The organism is Candidatus Pantoea deserta (genome assembly GCF_003813865.1).
Taxonomy (GTDB): domain Bacteria; phylum Pseudomonadota; class Gammaproteobacteria; order Enterobacterales; family Enterobacteriaceae; genus Pantoea; species Pantoea deserta.
This window is the reverse complement of sequence record NZ_RMVG01000026.1, coordinates 1-24586: the sequence shown is the minus strand read 5'-3', so window position 1 is coordinate 24586 and position 24586 is coordinate 1. Positions and strand designations below refer to the sequence as shown.

26 protein-coding genes and 2 tRNA genes are annotated in these 24586 nt (G+C 57.5%); 4 read left to right on the top strand and 24 right to left on the bottom strand.

Going from position 1 to position 24586, the window contains the following annotated elements:
• Nucleotides 1-8: 8 nt before the first annotated feature.
• From mepA to prmB, 3 genes are read right to left on the bottom strand one after another with little or no spacing between them, the layout of a single operon-like run.
• Nucleotides 9-833, bottom strand: a complete 825-nt coding sequence (gene mepA, locus BBB56_RS21615) for a penicillin-insensitive murein endopeptidase (RefSeq protein WP_123802984.1) — start codon at nt 831-833, stop codon at nt 9-11.
• 4 nt (nt 834-837) lie between these two features.
• Entirely contained in the window at nt 838-1923 is a 1086-nt protein-coding gene (gene aroC / locus BBB56_RS21610) for a chorismate synthase (protein WP_123802983.1), read from the bottom strand.
• Between the two features lie 27 nt (nt 1924-1950).
• The gene (gene prmB / locus BBB56_RS21605; RefSeq protein ID WP_123802982.1) at nt 1951-2883 is read right to left on the bottom strand and encodes a 50S ribosomal protein L3 N(5)-glutamine methyltransferase; all 933 of its coding nucleotides are present in this window, start codon (nt 2881-2883) and stop codon (nt 1951-1953) included.
• Between the two features lie 160 nt (nt 2884-3043).
• On the opposite strand from prmB, the gene smrB reads away from it, so the two are divergent.
• On the top strand, nt 3044-3592 hold the full coding sequence (gene smrB, locus BBB56_RS21600; RefSeq protein WP_123802981.1) for an endonuclease SmrB: 549 nt from the start codon (nt 3044-3046) through the stop codon (nt 3590-3592).
• Nucleotides 3593-3624: 32 nt separating this feature from the next.
• Here smrB and sixA read toward each other — a convergent pair whose 3' ends face one another.
• The 4 genes from sixA to BBB56_RS21580 form a co-directional block, all read right to left on the bottom strand.
• Entirely contained in the window at nt 3625-4107 is a 483-nt protein-coding gene (gene sixA, locus BBB56_RS21595; RefSeq protein WP_123802980.1) for a phosphohistidine phosphatase SixA, read from the bottom strand.
• 204 nt (nt 4108-4311) lie between these two features.
• Nucleotides 4312-6429 carry a fatty acid oxidation complex subunit alpha FadJ gene (fadJ, locus tag BBB56_RS21590; protein ID WP_123802979.1) on the bottom strand — a complete coding sequence of 706 codons (2118 nt, stop codon included), beginning with the start codon at nt 6427-6429 and terminating at the stop codon, nt 4312-4314.
• A complete protein-coding gene (gene fadI / locus BBB56_RS21585; RefSeq protein ID WP_123802978.1) occupies nt 6429-7739 on the bottom strand; it encodes an acetyl-CoA C-acyltransferase FadI in 1311 nt (436 codons plus the stop codon). The genes fadJ and fadI overlap by 1 nt, the downstream gene beginning before the upstream one ends.
• Nucleotides 7740-7900: 161 nt before the next feature.
• The gene (locus BBB56_RS21580; RefSeq protein ID WP_123802977.1) at nt 7901-8197 is read right to left on the bottom strand and encodes a YfcZ/YiiS family protein; all 297 of its coding nucleotides are present in this window, start codon (nt 8195-8197) and stop codon (nt 7901-7903) included.
• A 361-nt stretch (nt 8198-8558) separates the two neighbouring features.
• Between BBB56_RS21580 and fadL the strand changes: the two genes are divergently transcribed.
• A complete protein-coding gene (gene fadL / locus BBB56_RS21575) occupies nt 8559-9842 on the top strand; it encodes a long-chain fatty acid transporter FadL (protein WP_123802976.1) in 1284 nt (427 codons plus the stop codon).
• A gap of 308 nt (nt 9843-10150) precedes the next feature.
• Here the strand turns inward: fadL and mlaA are convergent, their stop codons facing one another.
• From mlaA to ccmA, 10 genes are read right to left on the bottom strand one after another with little or no spacing between them, the layout of a single operon-like run.
• Nucleotides 10151-10915 (bottom strand): phospholipid-binding lipoprotein MlaA, encoded by a 765-nt coding sequence (gene mlaA, locus BBB56_RS21570; protein WP_123802975.1) that lies wholly within the window; start codon nt 10913-10915, stop codon nt 10151-10153.
• 35 nt (nt 10916-10950) lie between these two features.
• On the bottom strand, nt 10951-12162 hold the full coding sequence (gene ccmI / locus BBB56_RS21565; RefSeq protein ID WP_123802974.1) for a c-type cytochrome biogenesis protein CcmI: 1212 nt from the start codon (nt 12160-12162) through the stop codon (nt 10951-10953).
• Complete coding sequence (locus tag BBB56_RS21560) at nt 12159-12620, bottom strand: cytochrome c-type biogenesis protein (RefSeq protein ID WP_123802973.1); 462 nt, start codon at nt 12618-12620, stop codon at nt 12159-12161. The genes ccmI and BBB56_RS21560 overlap by 4 nt, the downstream gene beginning before the upstream one ends.
• Nucleotides 12617-13171: a DsbE family thiol:disulfide interchange protein gene (locus BBB56_RS21555; RefSeq protein ID WP_123802972.1), complete on the bottom strand. Its 555-nt coding sequence runs from the start codon at nt 13169-13171 to the stop codon at nt 12617-12619. Before BBB56_RS21555 ends, BBB56_RS21560 begins: the two co-directional genes overlap by 4 nt.
• Nucleotides 13168-15126 carry a heme lyase CcmF/NrfE family subunit gene (locus BBB56_RS21550; RefSeq protein WP_123802971.1) on the bottom strand — a complete coding sequence of 653 codons (1959 nt, stop codon included), beginning with the start codon at nt 15124-15126 and terminating at the stop codon, nt 13168-13170. The genes BBB56_RS21555 and BBB56_RS21550 overlap by 4 nt, the downstream gene beginning before the upstream one ends.
• Nucleotides 15123-15608, bottom strand: a complete 486-nt coding sequence (gene ccmE / locus BBB56_RS21545) for a cytochrome c maturation protein CcmE (RefSeq protein ID WP_123802970.1) — start codon at nt 15606-15608, stop codon at nt 15123-15125. Before ccmE ends, BBB56_RS21550 begins: the two co-directional genes overlap by 4 nt.
• Nucleotides 15605-15838: a heme exporter protein CcmD gene (gene ccmD, locus BBB56_RS21540; RefSeq protein ID WP_123802969.1), complete on the bottom strand. Its 234-nt coding sequence runs from the start codon at nt 15836-15838 to the stop codon at nt 15605-15607. Before ccmD ends, ccmE begins: the two co-directional genes overlap by 4 nt.
• Nucleotides 15835-16575, bottom strand: coding sequence for a heme ABC transporter permease (locus BBB56_RS21535; protein WP_123802968.1), 741 nt, complete (start codon nt 16573-16575; stop codon nt 15835-15837). The genes ccmD and BBB56_RS21535 overlap by 4 nt, the downstream gene beginning before the upstream one ends.
• Before the next feature lie 58 nt (nt 16576-16633).
• A complete protein-coding gene (gene ccmB, locus BBB56_RS21530; RefSeq protein ID WP_123802967.1) occupies nt 16634-17293 on the bottom strand; it encodes a heme exporter protein CcmB in 660 nt (219 codons plus the stop codon).
• Nucleotides 17293-17910: a cytochrome c biogenesis heme-transporting ATPase CcmA gene (gene ccmA, locus BBB56_RS21525; protein WP_123802966.1), complete on the bottom strand. Its 618-nt coding sequence runs from the start codon at nt 17908-17910 to the stop codon at nt 17293-17295. The genes ccmB and ccmA overlap by 1 nt, the downstream gene beginning before the upstream one ends.
• Nucleotides 17911-18153: 243 nt before the next feature.
• On the opposite strand from ccmA, the gene BBB56_RS21520 reads away from it, so the two are divergent.
• Together BBB56_RS21520 and BBB56_RS21515 are read left to right on the top strand one after the other, a co-directional pair.
• The gene (locus tag BBB56_RS21520) at nt 18154-19071 is read left to right on the top strand and encodes a formate/nitrite transporter family protein (RefSeq protein ID WP_123802965.1); all 918 of its coding nucleotides are present in this window, start codon (nt 18154-18156) and stop codon (nt 19069-19071) included.
• A gap of 75 nt (nt 19072-19146) precedes the next feature.
• Nucleotides 19147-19221 (top strand) — tRNA-Arg (locus BBB56_RS21515).
• A gap of 931 nt (nt 19222-20152) precedes the next feature.
• Here BBB56_RS21515 and BBB56_RS23555 read toward each other — a convergent pair.
• The 7 genes from BBB56_RS23555 to BBB56_RS21480 all read right to left on the bottom strand — a co-directional run.
• Nucleotides 20153-20214 (bottom strand) — tRNA-Arg (locus BBB56_RS23555).
• A gap of 119 nt (nt 20215-20333) precedes the next feature.
• A complete protein-coding gene (locus BBB56_RS21505) occupies nt 20334-20666 on the bottom strand; it encodes a hypothetical protein (protein ID WP_123802964.1) in 333 nt (110 codons plus the stop codon).
• A 419-nt stretch (nt 20667-21085) separates the two neighbouring features.
• Entirely contained in the window at nt 21086-22465 is a 1380-nt protein-coding gene (locus BBB56_RS21500; protein WP_123802963.1) for a VasL domain-containing protein, read from the bottom strand.
• Between the two features lie 262 nt (nt 22466-22727).
• A complete protein-coding gene (locus tag BBB56_RS21495) occupies nt 22728-23126 on the bottom strand; it encodes a YdcA family protein (RefSeq protein WP_123802962.1) in 399 nt (132 codons plus the stop codon).
• A 106-nt stretch (nt 23127-23232) separates the two neighbouring features.
• The gene (locus BBB56_RS21490; RefSeq protein ID WP_123802961.1) at nt 23233-23697 is read right to left on the bottom strand and encodes a hypothetical protein; all 465 of its coding nucleotides are present in this window, start codon (nt 23695-23697) and stop codon (nt 23233-23235) included.
• 14 nt (nt 23698-23711) lie between these two features.
• Nucleotides 23712-24161, bottom strand: a complete 450-nt coding sequence (tssE, locus tag BBB56_RS21485; RefSeq protein WP_123802960.1) for a type VI secretion system baseplate subunit TssE — start codon at nt 24159-24161, stop codon at nt 23712-23714.
• On the bottom strand, nt 24118-24586 hold a 469-nt coding region (locus BBB56_RS21480), incomplete at its 5' end, for an Imm72 family immunity protein (protein ID WP_255420559.1). The genes BBB56_RS21480 and tssE, both read right to left, overlap by 44 nt.

Genomic DNA, 24586 nt, shown 5'->3' with positions numbered 1-24586 from the left:
GGGATCCTTTATAGCAGATGGTTATCCAGTAAAGCCTGACAGGCCTGCGGCAGCGGCGGCGGTTCGCGCTTCACCGGCGGCGCGCTGCCCGGTTTTTTCGGCAGGAACCAGCTCTCCAGCTCGGCGCCGCAGCCGTCGCCAGGCGGCGGCGCAGGCTGATCTTCACAGCCGATACTGTTGGCCGGGCAGCGCAGACGCACATGCATATGCGCGCGGTGGGCGAACCACGGACGCACCTTGCGCAGCCAGTCGCGATCGGCGCCGGCATCGGCGCACAGCTGCTTTTTAATGGCCGGATTGACGAAGATGCGCGTGACATCGTTGTCTTTTGCCGCCAGCTTGATCAGGCTGTCGATTTCTGGCTGCCAGTGGCGCGCCACCACCTGCCTGTCATCGGCCGTGACCAGGTCGAGCGGCTGCGGCTTCAGCAGCTGCTGCGCGCTCCAGCGCGTTTTCGGCAGCTGGAGCCAGATGTCTACGTCGAGCCCGGTCTGATGGCTGGCGTGTCCGCCGTTGAAGCGTCCGCCTGCCGGCATCCCCATATCGCCAATCAGCACGTTGCCCAGTTGCAGGCTATGCGCCTGGGTGCTGAGGCGCTGAATAAACTGAATCAGATCGGGATGGCCGAAATAGCGGCGCTGATCCTGACGCATCACCTGATATTCCGGCGCGTTGAGCGGCAGCGCCTGCGCGCCGACGATACAGCCGTTAGCGAAAGAGCCGATAGACTGCGCGTTGCCGGGGACCGGCTGCTGGATACGCTGCCACGGCGTCGCGGCCAGGGCTGAGGCGCTGACCAGCAGCGCCGACAGAAGGAGAAGAACGCGTTTCATGGCATCACCAGCGCGGTACGCTGCTGTTGACGTCAGCATTTTGCGCGCGCTGACGCAGCAGATGATCCATCAGCACGATCGCCATCATCGCTTCGGCGATCGGCACGGCGCGAATGCCGACGCAGGGATCGTGACGGCCTTTGGTGATCATCTCCACCTCTTCGCCGCTGCGGGTAATGGTCTGGCCCGGCACGGTGATGCTGGAAGTGGGCTTCATCGCCAGATTGGCGCTGATGGTCTGGCCGCTGCTGATGCCGCCCAGAATGCCGCCCGCATGATTGCTCTGGAAGCCGCTGGCGCGGATCTCATCGCGATGCTGGCTGCCGCGCTGGTTGACGACGGCAAAGCCATCGCCGATTTCTACCCCTTTTACCGCGTTGATGCTCATCAGCGCATGGGCCAGATCGGCGTCCAGGCGGTCAAACACCGGCTCGCCGAGACCAGGCGGGACGTTTTCCGCCATGACCGTCACTTTCGCGCCGATAGAGTCGCCCTCTTTCTTCAGCGCGCGCATCAGCTCGTCCAGCGCCTCCAGTTTGCTGGCGTCGGGGCAGAAAAACGGGTTCTCTTCCACGATGCTCCAGTCTTTCAGCTCGCACGCCACGTCGCCAATCTGCGCCAGATAGCCGCGCACCACCACGCCGTGCTTCATCTGCAAATACTTTTTGGCGATCGCGCCCGCTGCGACGCGCATCGCGGTTTCGCGCGCGGATGAGCGTCCGCCGCCGCGATAGTCGCGCACGCCGTACTTCTGCTCGTAGGTATAATCGGCATGGCCGGGACGGAACAGATCTTTGATCGCGCCGTAGTCCTGCGAGCGCTGATCGGTATTTTCAATCAGCAGGCCGATTGAGGTGCCGGTAGTGACGCCCTCAAACACGCCGGACAAAATTTTCACCTGATCCGGCTCGCGGCGCTGCGTGGTGTAGCGCGAGGTGCCGGGACGGCGGCGATCCAGATCCTGCTGAATATCCGCTTCGGTCAGCGGAATGCCCGGCGGCACGCCGTCAACGATGCAGCCCAGCGCAATGCCGTGGGACTCGCCAAAGGTGGTTACGCGAAAAAACTGTCCGATGCTGTTTCCGGCCATGGTGGTTCCTTGTTACGAAGCGTTTGCTCAGTCTTTATAAAAAGAGAAGTGATGTTGTGCGTCGACGATCTGCTGGCGCGTCAGCATAAAGACGCCGTCGCCGCCGTTGTCGAACTCAAGCCAGGTAAAGGGCACGTCAGGGTACTGCTCGATCATATGAACCATGCTGTTGCCCACTTCGCAGATCAGCACGCCCTTGTCGCTCAGGTAGTCAGGCGCGCAGGCAAGGATACGGCGCACCAGCTTCAGGCCGTCGCTGCCCGCAGCCAGGCCCAGCTCCGGCTCGTGGCGATACTCGTTCGGCAGATCCGCCATATCATCCGCATCCACATAGGGCGGATTCGTGACGATCAGATCGTATTTCAACGGCGGCAGTTCGCGGAACAGATCGGCGCGGATCGGCGTGACGTGATGGATCAGGCCGTGCTCTTCAATGTTCTGCTCGGCCACGGCCAGCGCGTCATAAGAGATGTCGACCGCGTCCACTTCGGCTTCCGGGAAGGCATAGGCGCAGGCGATAGCGATGCAGCCGCTGCCGGTGCACATATCAAGAATATGGCGCGGCGCTTCGGGGAGTAAACCGGCAAAGCGGTTTTCGATCAGCTCGCCGATCGGCGAACGCGGCACCAGCACGCGCTCGTCGACGTAAAATTCATGGCCGCAGAACCAGGCTTTGTTGGTCAGGTAGGCGACAGGAATACGCTCGTTAACGCGGCGGATCACGCGCTCAACGATGCGATGGCGCTCGCTGGCGGTCAGGCGCGCGGTGCGCATCTCTTCGGGAATATCCAGCGGCAGCCAGAGCGTGGGCAGGACCAGTTGCACCGCTTCGTCCCACGGATTGTCGGTGCCGTGACCATACCAGATCCCGGCGGCGGAAAAACGGCTGACCGCCCAGCGCAACATATCCTGAATGGTGTGCAGCTCATTGACTGCCTCATCGACGAAAATTTTGTCCACGTAGCCCTCCGCAGGCCCAATTGCTAAATCGGCCGATAGTGTGCCATGAAGCCGGGGAAAATTCAGCGCAGCCGGGTGAAAAAGCTGACAATTAGCGGATCGGAGGGTAAGGTAACGCCATTCGCTGTTTTTCAGCCTTTTCAGACAAGATTCGCCTGTAATGAGTAAAAAAACGCCTCTGAATGACGACGACAAGGCGCTGTTTCGCCAGCTGATGAGCGGCACGCGCCAGATAAAACAGGATACCGTGGTGCATAAACCGGCGGTGAAAAGTCGCGAGCTGCCGCTGAAGCGCCTGATTTCCGAACAGGTGGATAACAGTCACTACTTCTCCGATGAATTTCAACCGCTGCTGGCGACCGAAGGCGCGACGCGCTATGTGCGCGCCGACGTCAGCCATTTCGAACTGAAAAAGCTGCGGCGCGGCGACTACACGCCAGAGATATTTCTCGATCTGCACGGTCTGACGCAGCAGCAGGCCAAGCAGGAGCTGGGCGCGCTGATCGCCGCCTGCCGTCGCGAACATCTGTTTTGCGCCAGCGTCATGACCGGCCACGGCAAACATATTCTCAAGCAGCAGACGCCGCTCTGGCTGGCGCAGCATCCGTACGTGATGGCCTTTCATCAGGCGCCAAAAATGTTCGGCGGCGATGCGGCGCTGCTGGTGTTGATTGAGGTCGAGGAGTGGCAACCGCCTGAGCTGCCCTAGAGGGGATGGGCCGTCTGCGCGGCCCGCGGACATTACATGGCTTTCGCCAGTTTTGAGGGGCTGACCTGCCATAAAAGCTTGCCTTCGCAGCTGGCGGGATCAAAATCCACACAGGCGATGGCGGAGGTGGCGAACATCGGCGGCGCTTCCTGCGGGCAGAGTTCAGACACCAGATAGCCCACCAGCGGCAGATGCGAAATCACGATCGCCGATTTCACCCCTTGCGTGGCCAGAGTCTGAAGATAACAGGCCACCAGACCGGGATCGCCGCCTGGCGTCAGCTCCGGTAAAACCTCCTGCCCTTCCGGCAGATTCAACACTTCACGCACTGTCGCCAGCGTCTGCTGGGCGCGAAGATAGGGACTGACCAGCACACGTTCTACGTCCACCGTCTGGCTGTTGAGCCAGCTTGCCATCTGGCGTGATTCATCACAGCCACAATGGGTAAGAGGACGGACCGAATCACTGGCGGCTTCAAGAGCAGCATCGCCGTGACGCATGATAAAAACTTGCATAAAGCACCGCTGTTGTTTGTCGATATCGCCCGGCGCGTCAGCGCCAGACTCTTCATTCTGCGAATGAACGCTGTGTTGTACCTTAATGGCTTGAGTATAGTCAACCGGTTGTTTATTAAATAAGCGTTTCTCAGAATCGTGCCGCGCCGCCTGTTTTGACGGCGCTTTTCTAACCCGCTGAATCGGAGCGGTTATTCCACATCATCAGGAATTGTAAAATTTCTTTTGCTGCTGTTGCGCCTCCAGTAGCGCGTCGCAGGGAGCGAAACGCTCGCCGTACTGGCGCATTAGCGCGCGTAATGTTTGTACAACGTCCGCCGCGCCGCGCTGATCCATATAGCGAAAAGGTCCGCCGAGGAAAGGCGGAAAGCCGATGCCGAACACCGCCCCGATGTCGCCATCGCGCGCGCTGCGGATCACCCCTTCGTCAAGACAGCGCGCCGCCTCGTTCAGCATCATCATGATACAGCGGTCGGCAATCTGCTTTTCACTCTGCTTCGCCACCGGCTTTAGCCCAAGCAGCGCGTAGAGCGTGGGGTCGGGCTTTTTGCCGCCGCGCCGACCCGCGTCATAGCGATAGAAGCCTTTGCCGTTTTTGCGTCCTTTACGCTCGTCTTGCAGCACCGCTTCAAAGGCCGCGGGCGCAGCAAAGCGTTCGCCATACGCCTGCTGCAAAATCGGCGTGATTTTGCTGCCGACATCAATGCCGACTTCGTCCAGAAGCTGAATCGGGCCAACGGGGAAGCCCGCCTTCACCAGCGCGCGATCGATATGTTCAATGGGTTCCCCTTCCAGCAGGCAGCGCATCGCCTCATTTATATAGGGAGCCAGAATGCGGTTGACGTAGAAACCCGCACGGTCCGCCACTACAACAGGGGTTTTGCCCTGCTTTTTCGCCAGCGCGACGGTGGTCGCCAGCGTTTGCGCCGAGGTGCCCGCATGGGGAATCACCTCGACCAGCGGCATCTTGTCGACCGGACTGAAGTAGTGCAGACCGATGACGTTCTCTGGCCGCTGCGCCTGCGCGGCGATGCTGGCGATCGGCAGTGACGAGGTGTTGGAGGCGAAAAGGGTATGCGGCGCGCAGTGCTCTTCTACCTCACGCACCATCTGCTGTTTAAGGGACAGATCTTCAAAAACCGCCTCAATCACCATATCGCGCTGCGCGAATCCCTGATAATCGATACCGCCTGTGATACGCGCCATCTGCTGCTGACGCTGCGCCGCGCTGATATGACGCCGCTTCACCTTCTCGCTCAGCCCGTCCCAGCTGGTCTTCAGCGCATGATTAATGCCATGCAGGCTGATGTCTCTGATGCGCACGGGCAGCGCCGCATTGATCGCCGTTACGCTGGCGATGCCGCCGCCCATGAGTCCGCCGCCCAGCACCCCGATCTGGCGTAGCTCGCGGGGTTCCGCGTCGGCGCCTGGCTCTTTTTTCAGCGCCGTGCTGGCAAAGAACAGGCCGCGCAGCGCGGCGGATTCCGCCGTCATCGCCAGCTCGCCGAAGGCGCGCGCCTCGGCCTGATGCCCGGCCTGACTGCCCTGCTCAATCCCGATGCGCACCACCTCAATAATGCGTTGCGCCGCCGGATAGTTGCCGTGAGTTTTACGCGCCGTTTCGCGTTTCGCCAGCGCGAACAGGGCGTGGCGCGCCAGCGGCGCCTGCATGACGCGGTCGCGCAGCGGCAGTTCCCGACGGGCGTGCTTGCCCTTTAATACCCGCGCGACGGCAGTTTCCAGCAGGATCGCCTGGGGGACGGCATCATCCACCAGCCCCAGCTTGCGCGCCTGCTTCGCCCGCAGCGTTTTGCCGGTGAGGATAAGCGGCAGCGCCTGCTGCAAACCAATCAAGCGCGGCAGCCGCTGCGTGCCGCCCGATCCCGGCAGCAGCCCCAGCTGCACTTCCGGCAGGCCAAGCCGCGTTTTATCATCCAGCGTGCAGATGCGCGCATCGCAGGCCAGCGCCAGCTCCAGCCCGCCGCCGAGGCAGGCCCCGTGAATCGCCGCAACCACCGGAAAAGGTAACGCCGCGATCGCCGCCATCGTCTCCTGTCCCTGACGCGCCAGCGTTTCCGCCTGCTGCGCGCTGCGGCAGTCGGCGATCATGCTAATATCCGCGCCCGCGATAAAGTTGTCGGGCTTGCCGGAAATCAGCACCAGCCCGGCAAGCTGCGTATCGCGCCGCGCCTCATCGATCGTCGTCGCCAGCTGCTGCGCAAAGGCGGCCCGCAGCGTATTCATTTTTTCGCCCGGCACATTAATGGTGATGATGCCGACGTGATCTGGCCGCATCTGTAAAGAGAACGCGCTCTGCTCCATTATTCCGCCTCCAGAACCATGGCCGCGCCCAGGCCGCCCGCCGCGCAGGCAGTGACCAGCGCCAGCCCGCCGCCGCGCCGCTGTAGCTCATGCAGCGTTTGAGTAATCATGCGCGCGCCGGTAGCGGCGAAAGGATGACCGTAGGCGATAGAGCCGCCCAGCACGTTAAAACGTTCTGTCCTGACCTCGCCCAGCGCATGCGGACGATTAAGTTTTTCGCGAGCGAAGCGCTCGTCGGCAAAGCAGTGCAGATTACACAGCGTTTGCGCGGCAAAGGCTTCATGCATATCGATAAGCGTCAAATCGTTCAGGCTGAGCCCCGCACGCTCCAGCGCCAGCGGCGATGCATAGGCCGGACCCAGCAGCATATCCTGCTGAACATCAATCGCCGTAAAGGCGTAGCTGCGCAGATAGCCCAGCGGCCGAATCCCCAGTTCGCGGGCGCGTCCTTCGCTCATCACCACCACCGCCGCCGCGCCGTCAGTCAGCGGCGTGCTGTTGGCCGCCGTGACGCTGCCGTGCTGGCGGTCAAATGCCGGACGCAGACGCGCATAGTCTTCAATTTTCGCCTCCATGCGCACATTGTTGTCCTGCTCTATCGGCGCTTTCCACGGCGGCACAAAGGCGGGCATCACCTCTTGCTGGAGCACGCCAGACTGCCAGGCCCTGGCGGCGTGCTGGTGCGACCGCAGCGCCAGTTCGTCCTGCGCCGCGCGCGTAATGCCGTGGGTTTTGGCCATCTGCTCCGCGGTATCGCCCATGCGCAGTCCGGTGGAATACTCCGCCACGGCGGGCGGCACGGGCTTCAGGTCGCGCAGCCGCAGGCGGCGCAGGATCTGCATTTTCTGACCTGCGCTGCGCGCCTTGCTGAGATCGAGCAGCGCCCGCGCCAGAGATTTACTGACGCCGATCGGCAGTACGGATGAGGAGTCTGCGCCGCCCGCAATCCCGGCGCGCACGGTGCCTGCCATCAGGCTTTCCGCGACGTTAGCCACCGCCTGGAAGCTGGTGGCGCAGGCGCGGCTGACGCTATAGGCATCGGTGTGCACGCCGAGTCCGCTGCTGAGCACAATTTCGCGCGCAATATTGGGCGCTTCCGGCATCTGAATCACCTGTCCGAAAACCAGCTGTTCGATGACCTCTGCCGGAAGTTCGCTACGCGCCATCAGCTCACTGATTACCATGCGGCCAAGCTCTACGGCAGGAATGCCGTGAAAGCCCGTCGCCTGACGCAGGAACGGCGTTCGAAGTCCATGAGTGATGGCGATGCGATCGCCGGCACGCGTCAGCAGCGGCTGCGCTTTACTCATCTGTTTCACCTGTGAATGTTGACCGGGCATCATTGCCCTGAGAGGTCTGACCTGATCCACAGTGTTAACGACAAGCGGGTGCGTCGCCAATCAGCAAAGAAAAAAAGTGCGAGGGGAAACACGAAAATGAAAAACGCCGTTAAGCAACGGCGTTTACAGGATTAGCGCAGACCGAGCTGGAAAATCAGGGTTTCGGCCTGGCAGGCAAAGGTAAAGTCGATAGTCAGCTGTACGCCATTGTCCGCTTCTTCGACGCGGGCGGCGATCTCACAGGGTTCCGATTCAATCTGGCGCGCCCTCTCCGTCAGGCTCGCCAGCTTTGCCTCCGCTTCGCTGCGCTGAGCAAACCACTCTGACCAGCTGGCCGTGCAGTCGCTGTTGTCCATCACGGTGCCGACATCCACGCAGCAGCAGGCAGCAGTTTCGGTGGCGCTGCATTTATTCATGGTATTGGTCATTGTTCTCTCCCGGCGATAAACCTGTTCAGGGTCTGGATTCACGACCAGAATTTTACGCTTCCTGCCGATGGCGCGCTATGTCAGACTCGCTAAGTGACGAATATCACAATAAAATTTGATCCAAAACAAATTAGAGCCGCTATGCTGGGCACTGCTCCCTCTATTTTGTTAAGCAGATCGTAAATCTGCTGATCATTTTAGAAATATTTTAAAAACAATATTGCAACATGCACACAGGTCAGACCTATACTTGCGGCACTGGTCTGATTTGTATGCTTTTGGTCAGTCCCTACAATCCGCCGACCCTTGTTACGCCATGTAACAATTACAGTTTAATAATAATTCATATGAGGTTGTGGTCATGAGCCATAAAAACCTGTTCGCAAAATCGGCCGTAGCGGCCGCAGTGGCGCTTGTTTCTACACAGTTATACGCAGCGGGCTTTCAGCTAAACGAATTTTCCTCTGTGGGGCTGGGCCGCGCCTATTCAGGCGAAGGGGCGATGGGCGATACCGCCGCCTCGGCCAGCCGCAACCCGGCGACGATGGCGTTAATGGATCGCCCGGCGATTTCGGTTGGCGCGGTATTTATCGACCCGGACGTGGATATTACCGGCACCAGCCCGACCGGCCGCAGCCTCGATGCCAGCAATATCGCGCCGACGCAGTGGATCCCCAATATTCACTACGTGCAGCCCATTAACGATCAGTGGTGGATTGGCGCGTCCGCAACCTCTAACTACGGTCTGGCGACCGAATTCAATGACGGCTATACCGCAGGCGGTTACGGCGGCAAAACCGATCTGATGACCGGCAATTTTAACCTCAGCACCGCCTATCGCCTGAATGAGCATTTTAGCGTCGGCGTCGGCTTCGACGCGGTCTACGCACGCGCCAAGATTGAACGCTATGCCGGTGAAGCCGGCGCGGCGCTGCGCCTTCCTGCGGATACCCAGGTGGCGCATCTGAAGGGCGACGAATGGGGTTACGGCTGGAACGCCGGTATTCTGTATGAAGTCGATCAGAATAACCGCTTTGGCTTTACCTATCGTTCGGAAGTGAAGATCGACTTTGACGGCGACTATAAGAGCAGCCTGCCGACCGCCATCAACGCCGTTAATCAGGCCGCGAATTTAGGCCTGCCCTATGCCACCGGCGGCTCCACCATTCCGGGCGCGCTGACGCTGAACCTGCCGGAAATGTGGGAAGTATCCGGCTGGCATAAAGTGGCGCCGCAGTGGGCGGTGCACTACAGCCTGGCCTATACCAGCTGGAGCCAGTTCGAGGAGCTGAAAGCCACCGGTTCCAGCGGTCAGACGCTGTTCTATAAAGATGAGAGCTTTAAGGACGCCTACCGTATCGCGCTGGGCACCACCTATTTCTATGATGAGAACTGGACCTTCCGCACCGGTATCGCTTTTGACGACAGCCCGGTTCCGGCAGACAAACGCTCTATCTCTATCCCGGACCAGGATCGCCTCTGGCTGAGCGCCGGCGCGTCCTACGCCTTTAATCAGGATGCCTCGGTCGATGTGGGCGTGTCTTATATGCACGGCCAGCACGTGACGGTGGAAGAAGGCCCTTACACCTTTAACTCCGTCGGTAAAGCCTGGCTGTACGGCGCGAACTTTAACTACAAGTTCTGACAAAAGAAGTCTGGAAAAATGGCGACCTGAAGGTCGCCATTTTTTTAACGCCGGCAAGGTGCCTGCGCGAGCGGCACGGGCCGATCGCAAAGACGCTAAACGGCACCCCGGCCAGCGCGAATACGCACCCTGTCCCTGAGGTGCGCCCGTTACCGGGCCACCGCCATGCGTTTTTAAAACGCTCCCGGCGTTTATCTCCCTGGCGCGGGACGCTTTGCTCTTCGGCCCGTGCCGTACGCGTTTTACTTTCGGTGCAGGCATAAAGAAAAATGGCGACCCTGAGGTCGCCATTACTGTATTTATCGCCGTTACTGCGCGTCGATGTCTTTTAAATCGTCCTGTATCGCGCCTGCGTTTGGATTCTCTTCGGGCTTCAGACGACCGCCATTCGCCAGAAAATCATGACGCTGGAAATAGGCGTTGCGAATAAAGGCGTAGGGATCGGACTGCTGCCTGAGCAGCGCATCCGAGTCAAGCAGCTGCGCGCGCGTCTCAACGCCTTCCAGCGTCCACTTCGCGATCGACATCGGCCAGGTCAGCCAGCCCAGCACCGGATAGAGAGTATCGACGTAGTCGCCGCCATCTTCGCGAACGGTAAAGCTGCCGTAGGCGGGCAGCTCTACATAAGGACCATAGCCGACGCCATAACGGCCGAGCGTGCTGCCGAAACGGTGCGGCTCTTCACGCGCCAGTTCCGGATTCGCCTTGCCTGCGACATCGATAAAACCGCCCAGCCCCAGGATAGAGTTCAGGAAGAAACGGGTAAAGTGAACCCCCGCCTGGCGCGGCTCGCCGACCAGAATAGAGTTCACCATGCTGGCCGGCTCTTCCAGGTTGCCGAGGAAGTTGCTCAGGCCGCTGCGCGCCGGCACGGGCACATAGTCGCGCCACGCCACCGCGACAGGACGCAGCACGTACGGATCCAGCACGTTGTAGTTAAAGTTAAACATCGTGCGGTTAAAACCCTCAAGCGGATCGCTGCGCTGCGCAGGCGCCTCGCTGTCGGGTTTTGAACTGGCACATCCGGCCAGAATGACACTGGCCAGGACCAGGCTGGTCAGGCGGTAAGCCATTGCTATCTCCCTGTGCGGTTTAATAAAGTATCGCTTCAGGGCTGCTGTTGATTAATTTCTACAGCCATGTGCTGATGACCGTCCCAGGGCGTCACTGCGCTCAGGCCAAACCAGTCGCCCGATTGCGGACTGGCGCTGCCGTCGCGGGAGATTCGCACCCGAACCTGTACCTGATGCTGCGCCGAAAGCAGGCGCTCCGGCATCATGGCGTTGCTGTCATCCAGCGTAAGCGATAACGGAAAGTGGCTCAGCGGCAGGCGCTTAACGGCCACGGGCACCGGTGAAACACCGTCAGAAACAGAAATATACATGACTCCGCCCGGCGGTAACATTTTTTCTGCCTCTGGCGTCAGCGTCACCGTCAGCCCCAGCTGGGTATTCTGCTGGCCCGCATCGGTTTTTGCTTGCTCAATGCTGCGCGCAATCAGACTGCGCCGTGGGTCGTCCGCAGGAATATGCTTCAGCATCGTCTGCCAGGCCTCTATCGCCCGATCGTACTGCTGCTGCTGATAAGCATTAAACGCCAGCAGACCGAGCGTGCGCAGATTGCCGCCGTCCTGTTGCAGCATATCCTGCAACATCAGTCCCGCCTGGCGGTTATCCTGCGGATCGCTGGAGCGCGTCAATACTTCAGCATAGTCCTGTTTCAGAGAAAGATTGTTCGGCGCGAGCTGCAACGCGTGCTCAAAGGCCTGACTGGCGCTGGCGGCGTTGTTCAGCACCATGCCGAGGCGTCCCAGCATGGTCCAGTCGTTGAGATTATCAGGCTCCGACTGCAAGGCGGTGCGCAGGCCCAGTTGCAGGCGCGCCAGCTCTTCCATGCTCAGCGGTTTTCCCTGCGGGTCCATTACCCGCGCGCGCAGCTCAGGATATGCCTGCTGCACCTCAATCCAGCTGGCGACCTGCGTCAGCCCGCCGCTTTTCAGATACATACCAAGCGAGGCGACGATCAGCACCACCACGCCAGGCAACAGCGCCAGCCGGCTGCTGACGCGCGGCTGCGCGGCGTCCTGCTGCGGGACATCGGTTAGCAGCGTCTGCTGTAACTCACTGACCATGGTTGCGCGCTCGCCGATAACGCCCTGCGCCTCATCCTCTTCCAGCTCGCGCAGGCGCTGATGGTAAAAGTCGGTATTAAGACGATCGCGATCGCGATGGCTTGCCTGACGCTGACGCCAGCCCGCGGCGAGAAACAGCGCGCTGGCCGCCGCCAGTAAAATAATAATGCTTAGCCACAACACGCTCATTTCAACTTCCCGTCGTCGCGTTTGAGTATCGCCGCAAGGCGCTGTTGATCGCTGTCGTCCAGTTCGCTGCTGGTTTTACGCTGACGGCTGCGCAGAATAACAATCAGCCCGCCCAGTACGGCGAACAGCGCTGGTCCTACCCACAGGATCAGCGTCGACGGCGTGACCGGCGGTTCATAGGTGACGAAGTTACCGTAGCGGGCCACCATATAGTCGATAATCTGCTGGCGGCTCTGTCCCTGCTTCATCAGCTCATAGACCTTCAGACGCATATCCGCCGCGATCATGGCGTTCGAATCGGCAATGCTGTTGTTCTGGCATTTTGGGCAGCGCAGCGAGGCGGTGAGATCGCGGTACTGCTCTTCCTGCGCCACAGAGTCAAACTGGTAGGTGTCAATGGCCGCCCACAGGCTAACGCTGAACAGCAGGCCGCCTAAGAGAAGGATAAAGCGTTTCACGCGCCCTCCTTGCTGTATTTTTGCCACAGCGGCAGCACTTCCTGCTGCCAGACGCGCGCGTTCATATCGCCCGCGTGGCGGTAGCGAATAATGCCTTTGCCGTCGATCAGAAAAGTCTCCGGCGCGCCGTAAACGCCGAGATCCAGCCCCAGCATGCCGTTGCCGTCGTACAGGCTGAGCGCATAGGGATTGCCCAGCGTATTCAGCCAGGTGACCGCTTTGGTGCGATCGTCCTTATAGTTAAGACCCACCACGCGGATGCCCTGCTCTGCCAGCGTATTCAGATACTGATGCTCTGCGCGGCAGGTCGGACACCAGGTCGCCCAGACGTTCAGCAGGATCGGCTTGCCGTCGGTCAGGATCTGCTGGTCATAGATCTTGCCTGGACGATCGAGCGCTTCCAGTTTAAATACCGGCACCGGTTTGCCGATCAGCGCCGACTCAAGGCGCGTCGGATCGTCGCCGCTGGCGTTGCGCGACAGCTGCCACAGCAGCGCCGCCGCCAGCAGTAAAAATAGCATCAGCGGAATAAAGAGAATTTTCTTGTTCATGCCCGTTCCTCACGCGCCGCTTTCTTTCGCGAGCGGTAGCGTGGATCGAGCAGGCACAGCAGGCCGCCGATCGCCATAAACACGCCGCCGAACCAGATCCAGCGTACAAAAGGTTTGTAGTAGATACGCACTGCCCAGGAGCCGTTGTCCAGCTCTTCGCCCAGTGCGGCATAGAGATCGCGCGTAAAGCCGCCGTCAATCGCCGCTTCGGTCATCATGGTGCGCGCGGCGGTATAAAAACGTTTCTCGGCGTGCAGCACCGCCTCCGGCTTGCCGTTACGGCTGACGTCGATAATACCTACGCCGCCGCTGTAGTTCGGGCCTTGCAGGTTATGCACATCGCGGAAGACAAAGTGGTAGTGATGAATATCGACGCTGTCCCCGGCTTTCATGCGCACGTCGCGTTCAACGCTGTACTGGGTGCTAAAGGCGATGCCGATCACTGTGACGCCGACGCCAAGATGGCCCAGCACCATGCCCCAGTGGCTGCGCGACAGGTGACGCAGACCGCGGAAAAAGGCGTGGCGATGGGTCGCGCGCTCGTGCAGCTCCATCAGCGTCAGCACAATGATCCACACCGACATTAACAGCCCCACCACCGTCATCGCCTCGATGCGATCCTGCAACCACCAGGGCAGCAGCACCGAGCAGGCCAGCGTCACCACCAGCGCCAGCGCCAGGCGCTTCCACAACTTCTGCGGTTCGTCGCGACGCCAGCGCACCAGCGGCCCGATGCCCAGCATCAGCGCGAACGGCGCCATGAGCCAGCTAAACAGAGTGTTAAAAAACGGTTCGCCCACCGAAATGCTGCCGAGACCAAGCTGTTTGTGCACCAGCGGCAACAGCGTGCCAAGCAGCACTACCAGCATCGCGGCGATCAGCAGGACGTTGTTGCCGAGCAGAAAGGATTCGCGCGACCAGGTGTCGTTTTGTATGCGGCTGCGCACCTGGCCGCCTTTAATGGCGTAGAGCAGCAGCGAGCTGCCGATAACGATCACCAGGAAGGCGAGAATAAACATGCCGCGAGCCGGATCGGACGCAAAGGAGTGCACCGATACCAGCACGCCAGAGCGCACCAGGAAGGTGCCGAGCAGGCTGAGAGAAAAGGCGGTAATCGCCAGCAGCACGGTCCAGGCTTTAAAGGTGCCGCGTTTTTCCGTTACCGCCAGCGAGTGCATCAGCGCGGTGCCCGCCAGCCACGGCATAAAGGAGGCATTCTCCACCGGATCCCAGAACCACCAGCCTCCCCAGCCAAGCTCATAATAGGCCCACGCCGAACCCAGCACGATGCCGATAGTGAGAAACACCCAGGCCGCCGTGGTCCAGGGACGCGACCAGCGCGCCCAGGCGGTATCCAGCCGTCCGGCCATCAGCGAGGCGATAGCAAAGGCAAAGGCCACCGAAAAACCGACGTAGCCCATGTAAAGCAGCGGCGGATGGAAGATCAGGCCGATGTCCTGCAACATGGGATTCAGATCGCGGCCATCGATGGGAAAGTCCGGCAGCGTGCGGGTAAAGGGATTGGAGGTGAGGATGATAAACAGCAGAAAGCCGAGGTTGATCATGCCCATCACCGCCAGCACGCGCGCCAGCGCATCCTGCGGCATACCGCGACTGAATATCGCCACCAGCAGCGTCCAGCTACTGAGCAGCAGCACCCACAGCAGCAGCGAGCCTTCGTGCGCTCCCCAGGTGGCGGCGATGCGGTAATAGACCGGCAGCAGCGTATTGGAGTTAGTCGCGACGTAGGCCACGGTAAAGTCGTTAACGACAAACGCGTGCACCAGCACCAGAAACGCGGCGGCAACGCAGAGAAACAGCCCGGTGGCGAGCGGACGCGCCAGCCCCATTAAACGGGCATCCTGGCGCAGCGCGCCCCACAGCGGATAAACGCTCAGCAGCAGCGCCAGTCCCATCGCCAGACAGAGCAGAAAACTTCCGATTTCCGGCATCATTGCGAGATTCTCGCCTGTTCCGCCAGCGCCTGCGGGCTGTTATGGTTCTTCTTCATCGCATCCTCAATTTCCGGCGGCGTATATTTCTCGTCGTGCTTCGCCAGCACCTCCCTGGCGTTCACCAGATTGCCCTCTTCCAGCACGCCCTGAGCGACAACGCCCTGCCCTTCGCGGAACAGATCCGGCAGAATGCCTTCAAAGTTAACGCTTACCACGCCCCTGGCGTCATAGAGCTTAAAGGAGACGGCAAGCGTATTGGGATCGCGCTTCACGCTGCCCGGCATCACCATGCCGCCAACGCGCAGGCGCTGCCCGGTTTCCGGCTTCTGGTGCTCTTCGCCTTTGCCGTAAAGAATTTCGCCTGGGGTGTAGAACAGGTCGATATTGGAACGCAGCGCGTACATAACCAGCGAAGTGGCGAGGCCCAGCCCCACCAGTATCGCCACAACAACGTACAGGCGCTGACGACGACGAGTATTCACATTGGATCTCCTGCCGCTTCACCGGCGGCTTGTTTCATTTTTGCCGAACGGATGCGGCGTTCCCTGGACTGACGCTGGCGGATCTCCGCCAGCAAGCGGCGGCGCTGCGCCAGCGTATGCACAATCAGCGCGCCGAAAGGGATTAAGGTGCAGATTACCGCCAGCCAGACGTAAAAGGCGTAACCGCCCATGGCGAAAAAGGCGGACAGAGAGGCGAATGCCGGCGTCATGATTCAGGACCTCCGCTGGCGACATCAGCCACCCAGGGGCGATGACGTTCGGTATAGAGAATCAGATTGCGCAGGCGCATCAGCGTCAGGGTAACGAACACCAGCAGATAGCCAAGGATCGCCCAGCGCAGCGGCGTACGCATGCTCGGCGCGATGGCCTGCTGTAAAATGCCTGACGAGCCTTGATGCAGGGTATTCCACCACTGAACTGAAAAATGGATGATCGGCAAATTGACCACGCCAACCAGAATCAGAATGCCTGCCGCGCGTCCCGCCGTGCGGCGGTCGTCAAACGACTGGTAGAGTGCCATCACGCCCATATAAAGGAAGAGCAGCACCAGCTCTGACGTGAGGCGCGCATCCCAGATCCACCATGTGCCCCACATCGGTTTGCCCCACGCGGAGCCGGTAACCAGCGCAATAAAGGTAAAAACCGCGCCGATCGGCGCCATGGCGGCTGACACCAGATCGGCCATCTTCATCTGCCACACCAGACCGATAAAGGCGGCGACCGCCATCGCGGCGTAGACGCCCATCGACCACATCGCCGCCGGAACGTGAATATACATAATGCGGAAACTGTCGCCCTGCTGATAGTCGGCTGGCGCAAAGCCAAAGCCCCAGATCCAGCCGAGCAGCAGCGTCGCCGCTCCCGCCGCGCCAGACCAGGGAATTAAACGCCCGCAGAGCTGATAAAGCCGTTCCGGCCTTGCCAGCTGGTGTAACCATTTCCACATGTTGTATTGCTCACAGGTTATCAATCAGGATGTCCGACATGTCTGACGCATGTGCGGCTTAGTGCAGCGCGATACGCAGCGCCGCAGCGGTGGCGAACGGCGCAAGGGTCGCGCTGGCTGCCAGCATCGCGCCGAGGATCGCCAGATAACCGCCGATGGGCAGTCCCTGGCTCGCCGCGTCGATCGCCGCGCTGGCAAAAATCAGTACCGGCACCGCCAGCGGCAGCACCAGCAGACTGAGCAGCACGCCGCCGCGCCGCAGCCCCACCGTCAGCGCCACGCCAATGGCGCCGAGAAAACTAAAGGTCGGCGTGCCGAGCAGCAGCGTCAGCGCCATTGCCAGCCAGCTGTTGAAGTCGAGCGACAGCAGCAGCGCCGCCAGCGGCGACAGCAAAATCAGCGGCAGCCCGGTAATCAGCCAGTGGGCGATCACTTTGCCCAGCGCAATGACCGGCAGCGGCGCTGGCAGCAGCAGCAGTTGCTCCAGCGAGCCATCAATAAAATCGTCGCGAAACAGGCGCTCCAGCGCCAGCAGCGATGAGAGCAGCGCGGCGACCCAGACCACGCCAGGGGCGATACGCGCCAGCTGCTGCGGTTCCGGCCCGATGCCGAGCGGGAACAGCGTAATCACAATCAGAAAGAACCACAGCGGGTTAACTACTTCGGCGCCGCTGCGAAAGGCAATGCGCAGCTCGCGCTGGATAACGCGCAGGGACATCAGAGTAACTCCGCGCCGGTAAGACGGATTTTGCGTACCCGCGCATGACTTTCTGGCAGATCCTGGTGCGTGGTAAGAATGACTGCCCCACCTTTATCGGCATGTTGCGTAAATCGCGCCATTAATTTTCCAACACCTTTTTTATCTATCGCCGTCAGCGGTTCATCAAGGATCCACAGCGCGGCCTCGCTGAGCCAGAGCCTCGCCAGCGCCACGCGCCGCTGTTGCCCGGCCGAGAGCTGCGCGACCGGCACCTCTTCGAAACCCAGCAGATCGACGCACTCAAGCGCGTCGAATATCTGCGCCGCGGTGTGCTCAGGATGGTAAAAGTTAAGATTTTCCAGCGGCGATAGTACCGCTTTTACGCCTGGCTGATGGCCGAGAAAAAGCAGGCTTTGATGCCACTGTTCGCGCTGTTGACGTATGGACTGGCTTTGCCAGCGCACCTCGCCCTCTTCCGGACGGCTGAGTCCCGCCAGCAGGCGCAGCAGCGACGTTTTTCCGGCGCCGTTCGGCCCTTCGATCTGCACGATGTCGCCCGCCGCCACGCTGAACGACAGAGCGTGGAACAGGGTGCGTTCGTCGCGAACACAAGTGAGATTAATGACTTCGAGCATGCAGGAGGAGTCGCACCAGAAAAAAAGTGGCCAGGATAATACCACAAGCTTGCGGTGGGCCGAAGCTCATGCGGTGCGGTGCGGCGCGTCTGTGATGAGGGTTATGCCTCTTTTCCGGCATAAATGTTTAAAAAGCGCGCAACGTTAAAACTTTGTAACGCTTGCCAGGAAAGATAGTTACATTTCGTCCTTGCTAAAAGCAGCTACGCTTATTACGCGCAGCGATAATAACAAGGAGCAAACATGAAGTCTTCCCCATCCATTCACCAGGATCACAACGACGTCGACAGCGAAGAGAAAGAAGAAGGAACAGAAATTGAGGTCGATGAGGACGCCCTGCCCTCGCGCGCGGCGGCGATACATGAAGAGATACGCCAGGATGGCGAAAAGGAGTTAGAGCGCGACGGGATGGCGCTGCTGTGGTCAGCGATTGCCGCCGGCCTGTCAATGGGGGCGTCGCTGATGGCGAAAGGGATTTTTCAGGTACATCTTGACGGCATTCCCGGCGCTTTCTTGCTGGAGAACCTGGGCTATACCTTCGGCTTTGTTATTGTCATCATGGCGCGCCAGCAGCTGTTCACCGAGAACACCGTGACGGCGGTCCTGCCGGTAATGCACAAGCCGACAATGGGCAATATTGGCCTGCTGCTGCGGCTGTGGGGCATTGTGCTGCTCGGCAACCTGATCGGCACCGCGCTTGCTTCTCTCGCCTTTGCGGAGATGCCGATATTTGATGACGCCACCCGCCAGGCTTTTAGCGCCATTAGCCAGAAGGTGATGGAAAACTCCCCAGGCGAGATGTTTGCCAATGCGGTGATTTCCGGCTGGATTATCGCCACTATGGTGTGGATGATGCCGCAGGCGGGCGCCACCAAGCTGTTGGTGATCGTGATGATGACCTGGCTGGTCGCGCTGGGCGATCTGGCGCATATCGTCGTCGGGTCGGTGGAGATTTTCTATCTGGTCTTTACCGGTCAGGCAAGCTGGCAGGAATTCATCTGGCCGTTTGCTCTGCCGACCCTGCTGGGCAATATCACCGGCGGCACGCTGATTTTTGCCTTAATCAGCCATGCGCAGATCCGCAATGATATGAGCGAAGCCGCGAAAGCCGAAACAAAGGCGAAGCAGCGCAAGGCGCAACAGCAGAAAAAGCAGGGCTAAGCTGTTGAGGAAATAAGCAAACGCGCCGCCGCTGGGTGATTCTTGCGGCGCTTTTGCGCTATACTGCGCGCCGCGGTCCCCTTAGTTAAATGGATATAACGAGCCCCTCCTAAGGGCTAGTTGCAGGTTCGATTCCTGCAGGGGACACCATATGTTAGCCTTCCAGTGTACCTTAACCTCTGCTTACTCCCTGATATTCAATGAATTAACTCGTTTTTTTCGTCTACCTGCGTCTCCATTCGTCTCGCAAAAGCAGAGTGTCAGTTGGAATGTCTGGTTCGATAATGCAGATACCGCTACTTAAGGATTTTTTTCTATGGCGATCAGTGTGTTAAAGCTTAGAAATATCAGGACTGCTGTTAACCTGTGACCTCACTGGTGCAGTAATCTCTAAAAGTATTCACCGCCCTGCCCCTCCTTCACAACACCTGACAAAACTCATGCAACGCATTGAGGCCTACAGAGGCAAAGGCGCCACATAAATTGCGACTCAGCTTACACTCATAACATTTGTATGTTCGAGTGAATTAAGATTTGTGCGCCGGTCAGAAGTGAATTCAAAAACGCGCTCTGGATTATACCCGCAGAGCGACAAACACTTGCTGGTGTTAACTATTCTGCAAGAGGGGCGAAAATGAAAAAGTGCTCGCCTGGTACCCTTGAGTAAACAAGCCAGAGAATGGTTGTTACAGCCGCATGCAGTCAGTGGTGATAAGGGTTCTTCGGGTTTAGTAATAACGACAAACCGATAAGCGAAAATAGTGTAAACAAAGCTCCCAGGACAAGGAGATAAGATATTCACAATAAAGTTTGTGGGCATGGTTTCAGAACTATGACTTGCAGCACGTTGATTGAGTCCGGGCTTTGGTCAAGAGACGTTGTAGAGAGACGAATGAGCCATTAAGAGCCTGGTAGCGTTAGGGCAGCTTACAACCATAAAGCACAGCATGTAGAGGAACGGAAACTTATGCTGCATTGGTGGGCTGTCTATCTGGAAGTCTGTAAGGTAAGAACACTGACGCCCTATAACTTCTCTAAAAAGCTATAAATCAATGTTTAAGTCCCCCGAAAGATAATTAGATCCGAGCAGGATTCAAACCTGCGTCTACTGTTTCGAAGCCAGTTACTCTATCCAGCTGAGCTAAGGGCGCGTATTGAAATCATTTTAGACACCAGGGTTTTAAAAACAGAAAGCTGCTATCAAAATATAATTCTTACTTACATCTTTCTGTTTTTTCATAACTTATATCAGGAAAAGATAATTACTTTTCAATATATGCTTTACCCTGATACCACGCCCCACAGTAACCAACAGATCCATTATTTATATCACAAGCATGATAGCTGCCATCGGTCTGCTTAACGGGGAAACCCTGTCTTTGACTCCATGTGCCACAAAAGCGTACTGAGCCATTACTAATGTCACAGTCGTGATATGAACCGTCGTTTCCCTTTACAGGATATCCCTGAGCCTGTGCCCATGATCCACAGTAACCCACAGAGCCATTACTGATATCGCATTCGTAAAAATCAGCCATACTGGAAAAACTGAATACCATTGTTAATGCTAAAAGAGAACGAATCAACGTTTTCATCACTACCCCTTATTAATCCTTTTAGATGGCATGGGATTGTATCTGGAAATCACCCGCGAGGCTCCAGCCCGTAACAGGAAAAAAATACCGGCACGGACTTTACAACGTTTACAATCTGACCTTTCGCCGCATATTATTTCCTGTGAAAAACTCCACGGCCGAAAACATATGGAATGTATCACACTGGCTGCACTACAGCTTCCCTGCACCATGTTAAAACCCCAAAATAGATGGACGACTACAGTGCCAGTCACTGATGGTATCGAACTTACACATGGCCAGAGCCAGTAACTGAGCAACCAGCCCCTGATCAAAACTCTTCCACCCCAGGAAACACCAGCCCGACATCTTCGAATGCGCAATAATTTTCCTGGCAGTAATGGTCCTTCTTAACGTTAAGGTCTCAGAGTAAGCCTGGCTCAGCGCGATGCCGTCTGTTTTATCTCTGCGTAACGCGCGATTAACTGCTTCAGATGAATATCTAACTGTGTCTGATCGGCAAAAGGCAAAGGCTGCCCGGCCGGATTTTGCGACAAAATACGCAGCTGCTCCTCCGCCGGTATCGTCTGATTAAAGGACTGCATAGCGGAAAAGATGACGGATTTCAGTTCGCTGACCGTTATATATTTTCCTTTATGTTCATCCAGCGTGTTAAGCCGTTCACTTAACTGGTTGAGCTTCGCCATCCCCTGATGCCATCCCTCCCGCGCCTCTGCTGGCAAGGTGTTGGCGCTCAGCTGTTGCTGCCACTTTACTCTCAGAGGCTTAGCCTGCTCCGACCATAACACCTCAGCCTGCTCGATTAGCTGCTGGCTGTATTGCTGACGCCAGTCGGGAGGAAGCGCGTCAAGACGTGAAAGTTGTTGTTGCGTTTCAGTGAGAAAAGCGTGGGGCAGAGCCTCTCTCTGTTTTAGCGCATTCCGCTGCGCGGCTGACAGTACCGCAGGTAACGGCGCCAGGGATGCAGCAAGCTGAGCTTCCAGCGGATCAGGTCGATGGAAATATTGCCAGCCCGCGAGCGCGACTACGTTTATGGTCAGCATAGCGGCCATCCCGGCGATAAAGCGTGTCCATCTGTTTACCTGCGCTGGCGATGCCGTCAGAACCCGCACATTTTGCTGGGGTTCCGTCTGGGGGACATATACCCACTTTTTGATGCCGCCGGATTCATTTTCATCGGGGTCTGGACTGGCGTTTGATATTTCTGCGCCGCACCTTTCTTGCGCATTTAGAACTATGCCAGGCTGGATAACAGTGGCTGAACTGGACACGTCATCGCTGTTTTCCAGCCGGACCGCACTGTTATGCATCATAGTACGCAAGGTATCGAGCTGGCTGAGATGTTTTAACTCCAGGCGCTGTAATACGGTGGTTAGCCGGGTAAGCTGTTGTTCTGCCAGATAGAGCCGGCTGAGATCAGAGTAATTTAGCGGGAGTGCGCGTATAAGCTGCTGTAAGCGTGCACTCAGTCCGCTGAGGATTTCCATTCGGGCGTGCACCGGCTGCGGCCAGAGCACTCCCCACTGATGACTTATCAGGGCTTCCAGAATGGACAATCCTTCATTTAAACCGAATAATCCGGCCAGGTGCGTACGCGCCAGCGTGTACCAGGCAGCGGTCTGGAGTTCCACACCGTTTTGCTCAAACAATGCAAGACAGAGCTTTTCAACATAGCGCCAGCTCACATCCGGACGCGCCGGATGGGTCAGCTTACTCAGTTCGTCGCGCAAAGAGCCATAGTCTGGCAGCGTGCGCGGATCGCCGCCGGTTTTTAATTTACGTGGGGTAATGTCATTCATGACCGCTTGTCCATTAAATCTGTTTTCCGCCAGGTAAGGTAATTACTTAAGCGGTTTATTTTCTGCCTGTTTAAACTATATAAAGTGTCGCTTGCCGAGGTGAATGTGGTACCTGCCTGTGGGTCAGTCTCTGTTTTAATTACTCGGCCAAATCAGCTCCGGAAAAGCACCAACGATAGTATCGTCGTGTTACAGACTTTCATTTTTTACACTTCTTATTATTCAACATGAATAACAAATACATGATATTTACCTGTTCAGGTCAGTATTGATTTCCCGAACAAATGGGTAAATGAGTGAACCCAGGCTTGCTGGACATATAAAGAGGCGCGCAGGTTGGCTGTCGAGCCTTTATGTTGGCCGATTCGTCAATATTTCCAAAACTTTGTGCTTCTTGTTTTTTATCGGCCAGCGCCTTTTTTGTCTGTGTTTTTCTGGCTGGGACAGAAGGCTTAATCTGCTGGCGGGTTCTGGCTTCACCATACCCGGAGCAAAATCGTTTTGACTGACTCAGACTGCCGTCATTACAGACAAAATGTCCATCCGAGGTACAGTGTGCGATGCCGCCTTTTGCGCCTGAGCAAGGCTGCCTTCCACGGGCTGCCTCAGCCTGCTGATTAAATAGCACGCTGCACAATAGCAAGAGTATTATTTTATTCATCTCTGTATTCCTGGGTTATTTGAGGAATGTGATTCCCGTTAGCTTTCAGGCGCTTCGCCAGAATGAATCGTGTTTAAGAAACAATTATTCCTGTTTCGCCCCCTCGCTACGACAAAAGAACTAAAATCAGGCTAAAAAAAGTGGTTTCATCAAATATCTTTTTCGACGAGGACAACGCCTCTGGCGGAGTATAAGTCCAGTTGCTCAGATTTCTGGCTCGCATGTACAGGCGCCCCAGCGGAGTGATGCACCCTCCGGTATAGAGGGTTGCCTCCACGCACCCCGCTACGCCCTGCCCGTACAGGAATATCGGCATAAATCTTACGGCCCGGTTTTCATAACGCAGGATAATAGCGGACATGCTAAAAGCGCCGTCCTCCACCAGCAGATCCGAAACGGATACGATCAGCTTATCCACATTCAGTCCGGTACCTACCAGCCATTCATTCATCTGTTCATGAAGCTGATCCATTCGCAGACGAAACTCTGCAATATCGGCCTGGCTCTTGTTGATGAACGGGGCGGGCTGGCGGGCCTGTAATTTTTTCAGGAACTGTGATTTTACTGACATGAGATTATCTGGCCTTACATCCGGGGTGTCGTATTGAGATAGTGCTGTTGCTTCAGATGACGTAACAGAACCCGTCCCTCCGGTATAAAATCAGTGCCATAGCGCACCAGACCAATGCCTTTAAGCTCAGCGTCAATGGCGTAGCGCAGTTCACCAGGAATTTCCTGGTCAAGCAGCAGTACCTCAATAGACTTCAGGCGCGGCTCATATTTCAACAAAGCGGCTGACAGAGTCGACATCAGCTTATGTGCGGTACCGGGAAGTCCCTGTAGAACGGTGGTCATATCCGGCAACCCATAATCTGGAATATGTGCCAACGTTCCGGCACGACAATTCAGGATACGTTGCATATTATCGAGCACCGACAGGATGACCTGATTTTCTTCACTGACCTGTTGAAGATCGAGACCACCGACAAAGTTACCATATAGCATCTCGCACAGAGAAGGGGGATTTTGATTCATGAGTCACTTCCTTGATATGTTCAGGTTTTAAATAAATATCCGCGCCAATAAAACTCCACTCCGCCGGGATGCGTATTTCAGGTGCGTACATATCACGCCGATATTTCGTGGCCTCTGGCATCAACATGCCTGCCTGAACTTCAATAAACTGCTGGTGTCCACCAGCCAGTGTGGACCATTGTCCAGAATAAGGGCATTGTTCGCCAGTCCGGCAGGTAATACGTTTACCCGGCTCATCATCCAGGAAATAGTCCAATTCATCAGGAATGATACCATCGCAATAGCGGGTGTCCTCCCAGACAAGACGCCATTCAACGTCCCGGTAACGAATCGGGTCGTCCGGTATTAATATTTCCGTATCGCTTTCAATCAACACATCGTAATAAATCTGCCGGGGAGCAGTCATACCGCGAATAAAATAGTTA

Excerpts from the sequence above, each read along its gene's own strand:
- mepA (WP_123802984.1), bottom strand. The coding sequence starts at position 833 with ATGAAACGCGTTCTTCTCCTTCTGTCGGCGCTGCTGGTCAGCGCCTCA.
- aroC (WP_123802983.1), bottom strand. The coding sequence starts at position 1,923 with ATGGCCGGAAACAGCATCGGACAGTTTTTTCGCGTAACCACCTTTGGC.
- smrB (WP_123802981.1), top strand. The coding sequence starts at position 3,044 with ATGAGTAAAAAAACGCCTCTGAATGACGACGACAAGGCGCTGTTTCGC.
- sixA (WP_123802980.1), bottom strand. The coding sequence starts at position 4,107 with ATGCAAGTTTTTATCATGCGTCACGGCGATGCTGCTCTTGAAGCCGCC.
- fadJ (WP_123802979.1), bottom strand. The coding sequence starts at position 6,429 with ATGGAGCAGAGCGCGTTCTCTTTACAGATGCGGCCAGATCACGTCGGC.
- fadI (WP_123802978.1), bottom strand. The coding sequence starts at position 7,739 with ATGAGTAAAGCGCAGCCGCTGCTGACGCGTGCCGGCGATCGCATCGCC.
- BBB56_RS21580 (WP_123802977.1), bottom strand. The coding sequence starts at position 8,197 with ATGACCAATACCATGAATAAATGCAGCGCCACCGAAACTGCTGCCTGC.
- fadL (WP_123802976.1), top strand. The coding sequence starts at position 8,559 with ATGAGCCATAAAAACCTGTTCGCAAAATCGGCCGTAGCGGCCGCAGTG.
- mlaA (WP_123802975.1), bottom strand. The coding sequence starts at position 10,915 with ATGGCTTACCGCCTGACCAGCCTGGTCCTGGCCAGTGTCATTCTGGCC.
- ccmI (WP_123802974.1), bottom strand. The coding sequence starts at position 12,162 with ATGAGCGTGTTGTGGCTAAGCATTATTATTTTACTGGCGGCGGCCAGC.
- BBB56_RS21555 (WP_123802972.1), bottom strand. The coding sequence starts at position 13,171 with ATGAACAAGAAAATTCTCTTTATTCCGCTGATGCTATTTTTACTGCTG.
- BBB56_RS21550 (WP_123802971.1), bottom strand. The coding sequence starts at position 15,126 with ATGATGCCGGAAATCGGAAGTTTTCTGCTCTGTCTGGCGATGGGACTG.
- ccmD (WP_123802969.1), bottom strand. The coding sequence starts at position 15,838 with ATGACGCCGGCATTCGCCTCTCTGTCCGCCTTTTTCGCCATGGGCGGT.
- BBB56_RS21535 (WP_123802968.1), bottom strand. The coding sequence starts at position 16,575 with ATGTGGAAATGGTTACACCAGCTGGCAAGGCCGGAACGGCTTTATCAG.
- ccmB (WP_123802967.1), bottom strand. The coding sequence starts at position 17,293 with ATGTCCCTGCGCGTTATCCAGCGCGAGCTGCGCATTGCCTTTCGCAGC.
- ccmA (WP_123802966.1), bottom strand. The coding sequence starts at position 17,910 with ATGCTCGAAGTCATTAATCTCACTTGTGTTCGCGACGAACGCACCCTG.
- BBB56_RS21520 (WP_123802965.1), top strand. The coding sequence starts at position 18,154 with ATGAAGTCTTCCCCATCCATTCACCAGGATCACAACGACGTCGACAGC.
- BBB56_RS21505 (WP_123802964.1), bottom strand. The coding sequence starts at position 20,666 with ATGAAAACGTTGATTCGTTCTCTTTTAGCATTAACAATGGTATTCAGT.
- BBB56_RS21500 (WP_123802963.1), bottom strand. The coding sequence starts at position 22,465 with ATGAATGACATTACCCCACGTAAATTAAAAACCGGCGGCGATCCGCGC.
- BBB56_RS21495 (WP_123802962.1), bottom strand. The coding sequence starts at position 23,126 with ATGAATAAAATAATACTCTTGCTATTGTGCAGCGTGCTATTTAATCAG.
- BBB56_RS21490 (WP_123802961.1), bottom strand. The coding sequence starts at position 23,697 with ATGTCAGTAAAATCACAGTTCCTGAAAAAATTACAGGCCCGCCAGCCC.
- tssE (WP_123802960.1), bottom strand. The coding sequence starts at position 24,161 with ATGAATCAAAATCCCCCTTCTCTGTGCGAGATGCTATATGGTAACTTT.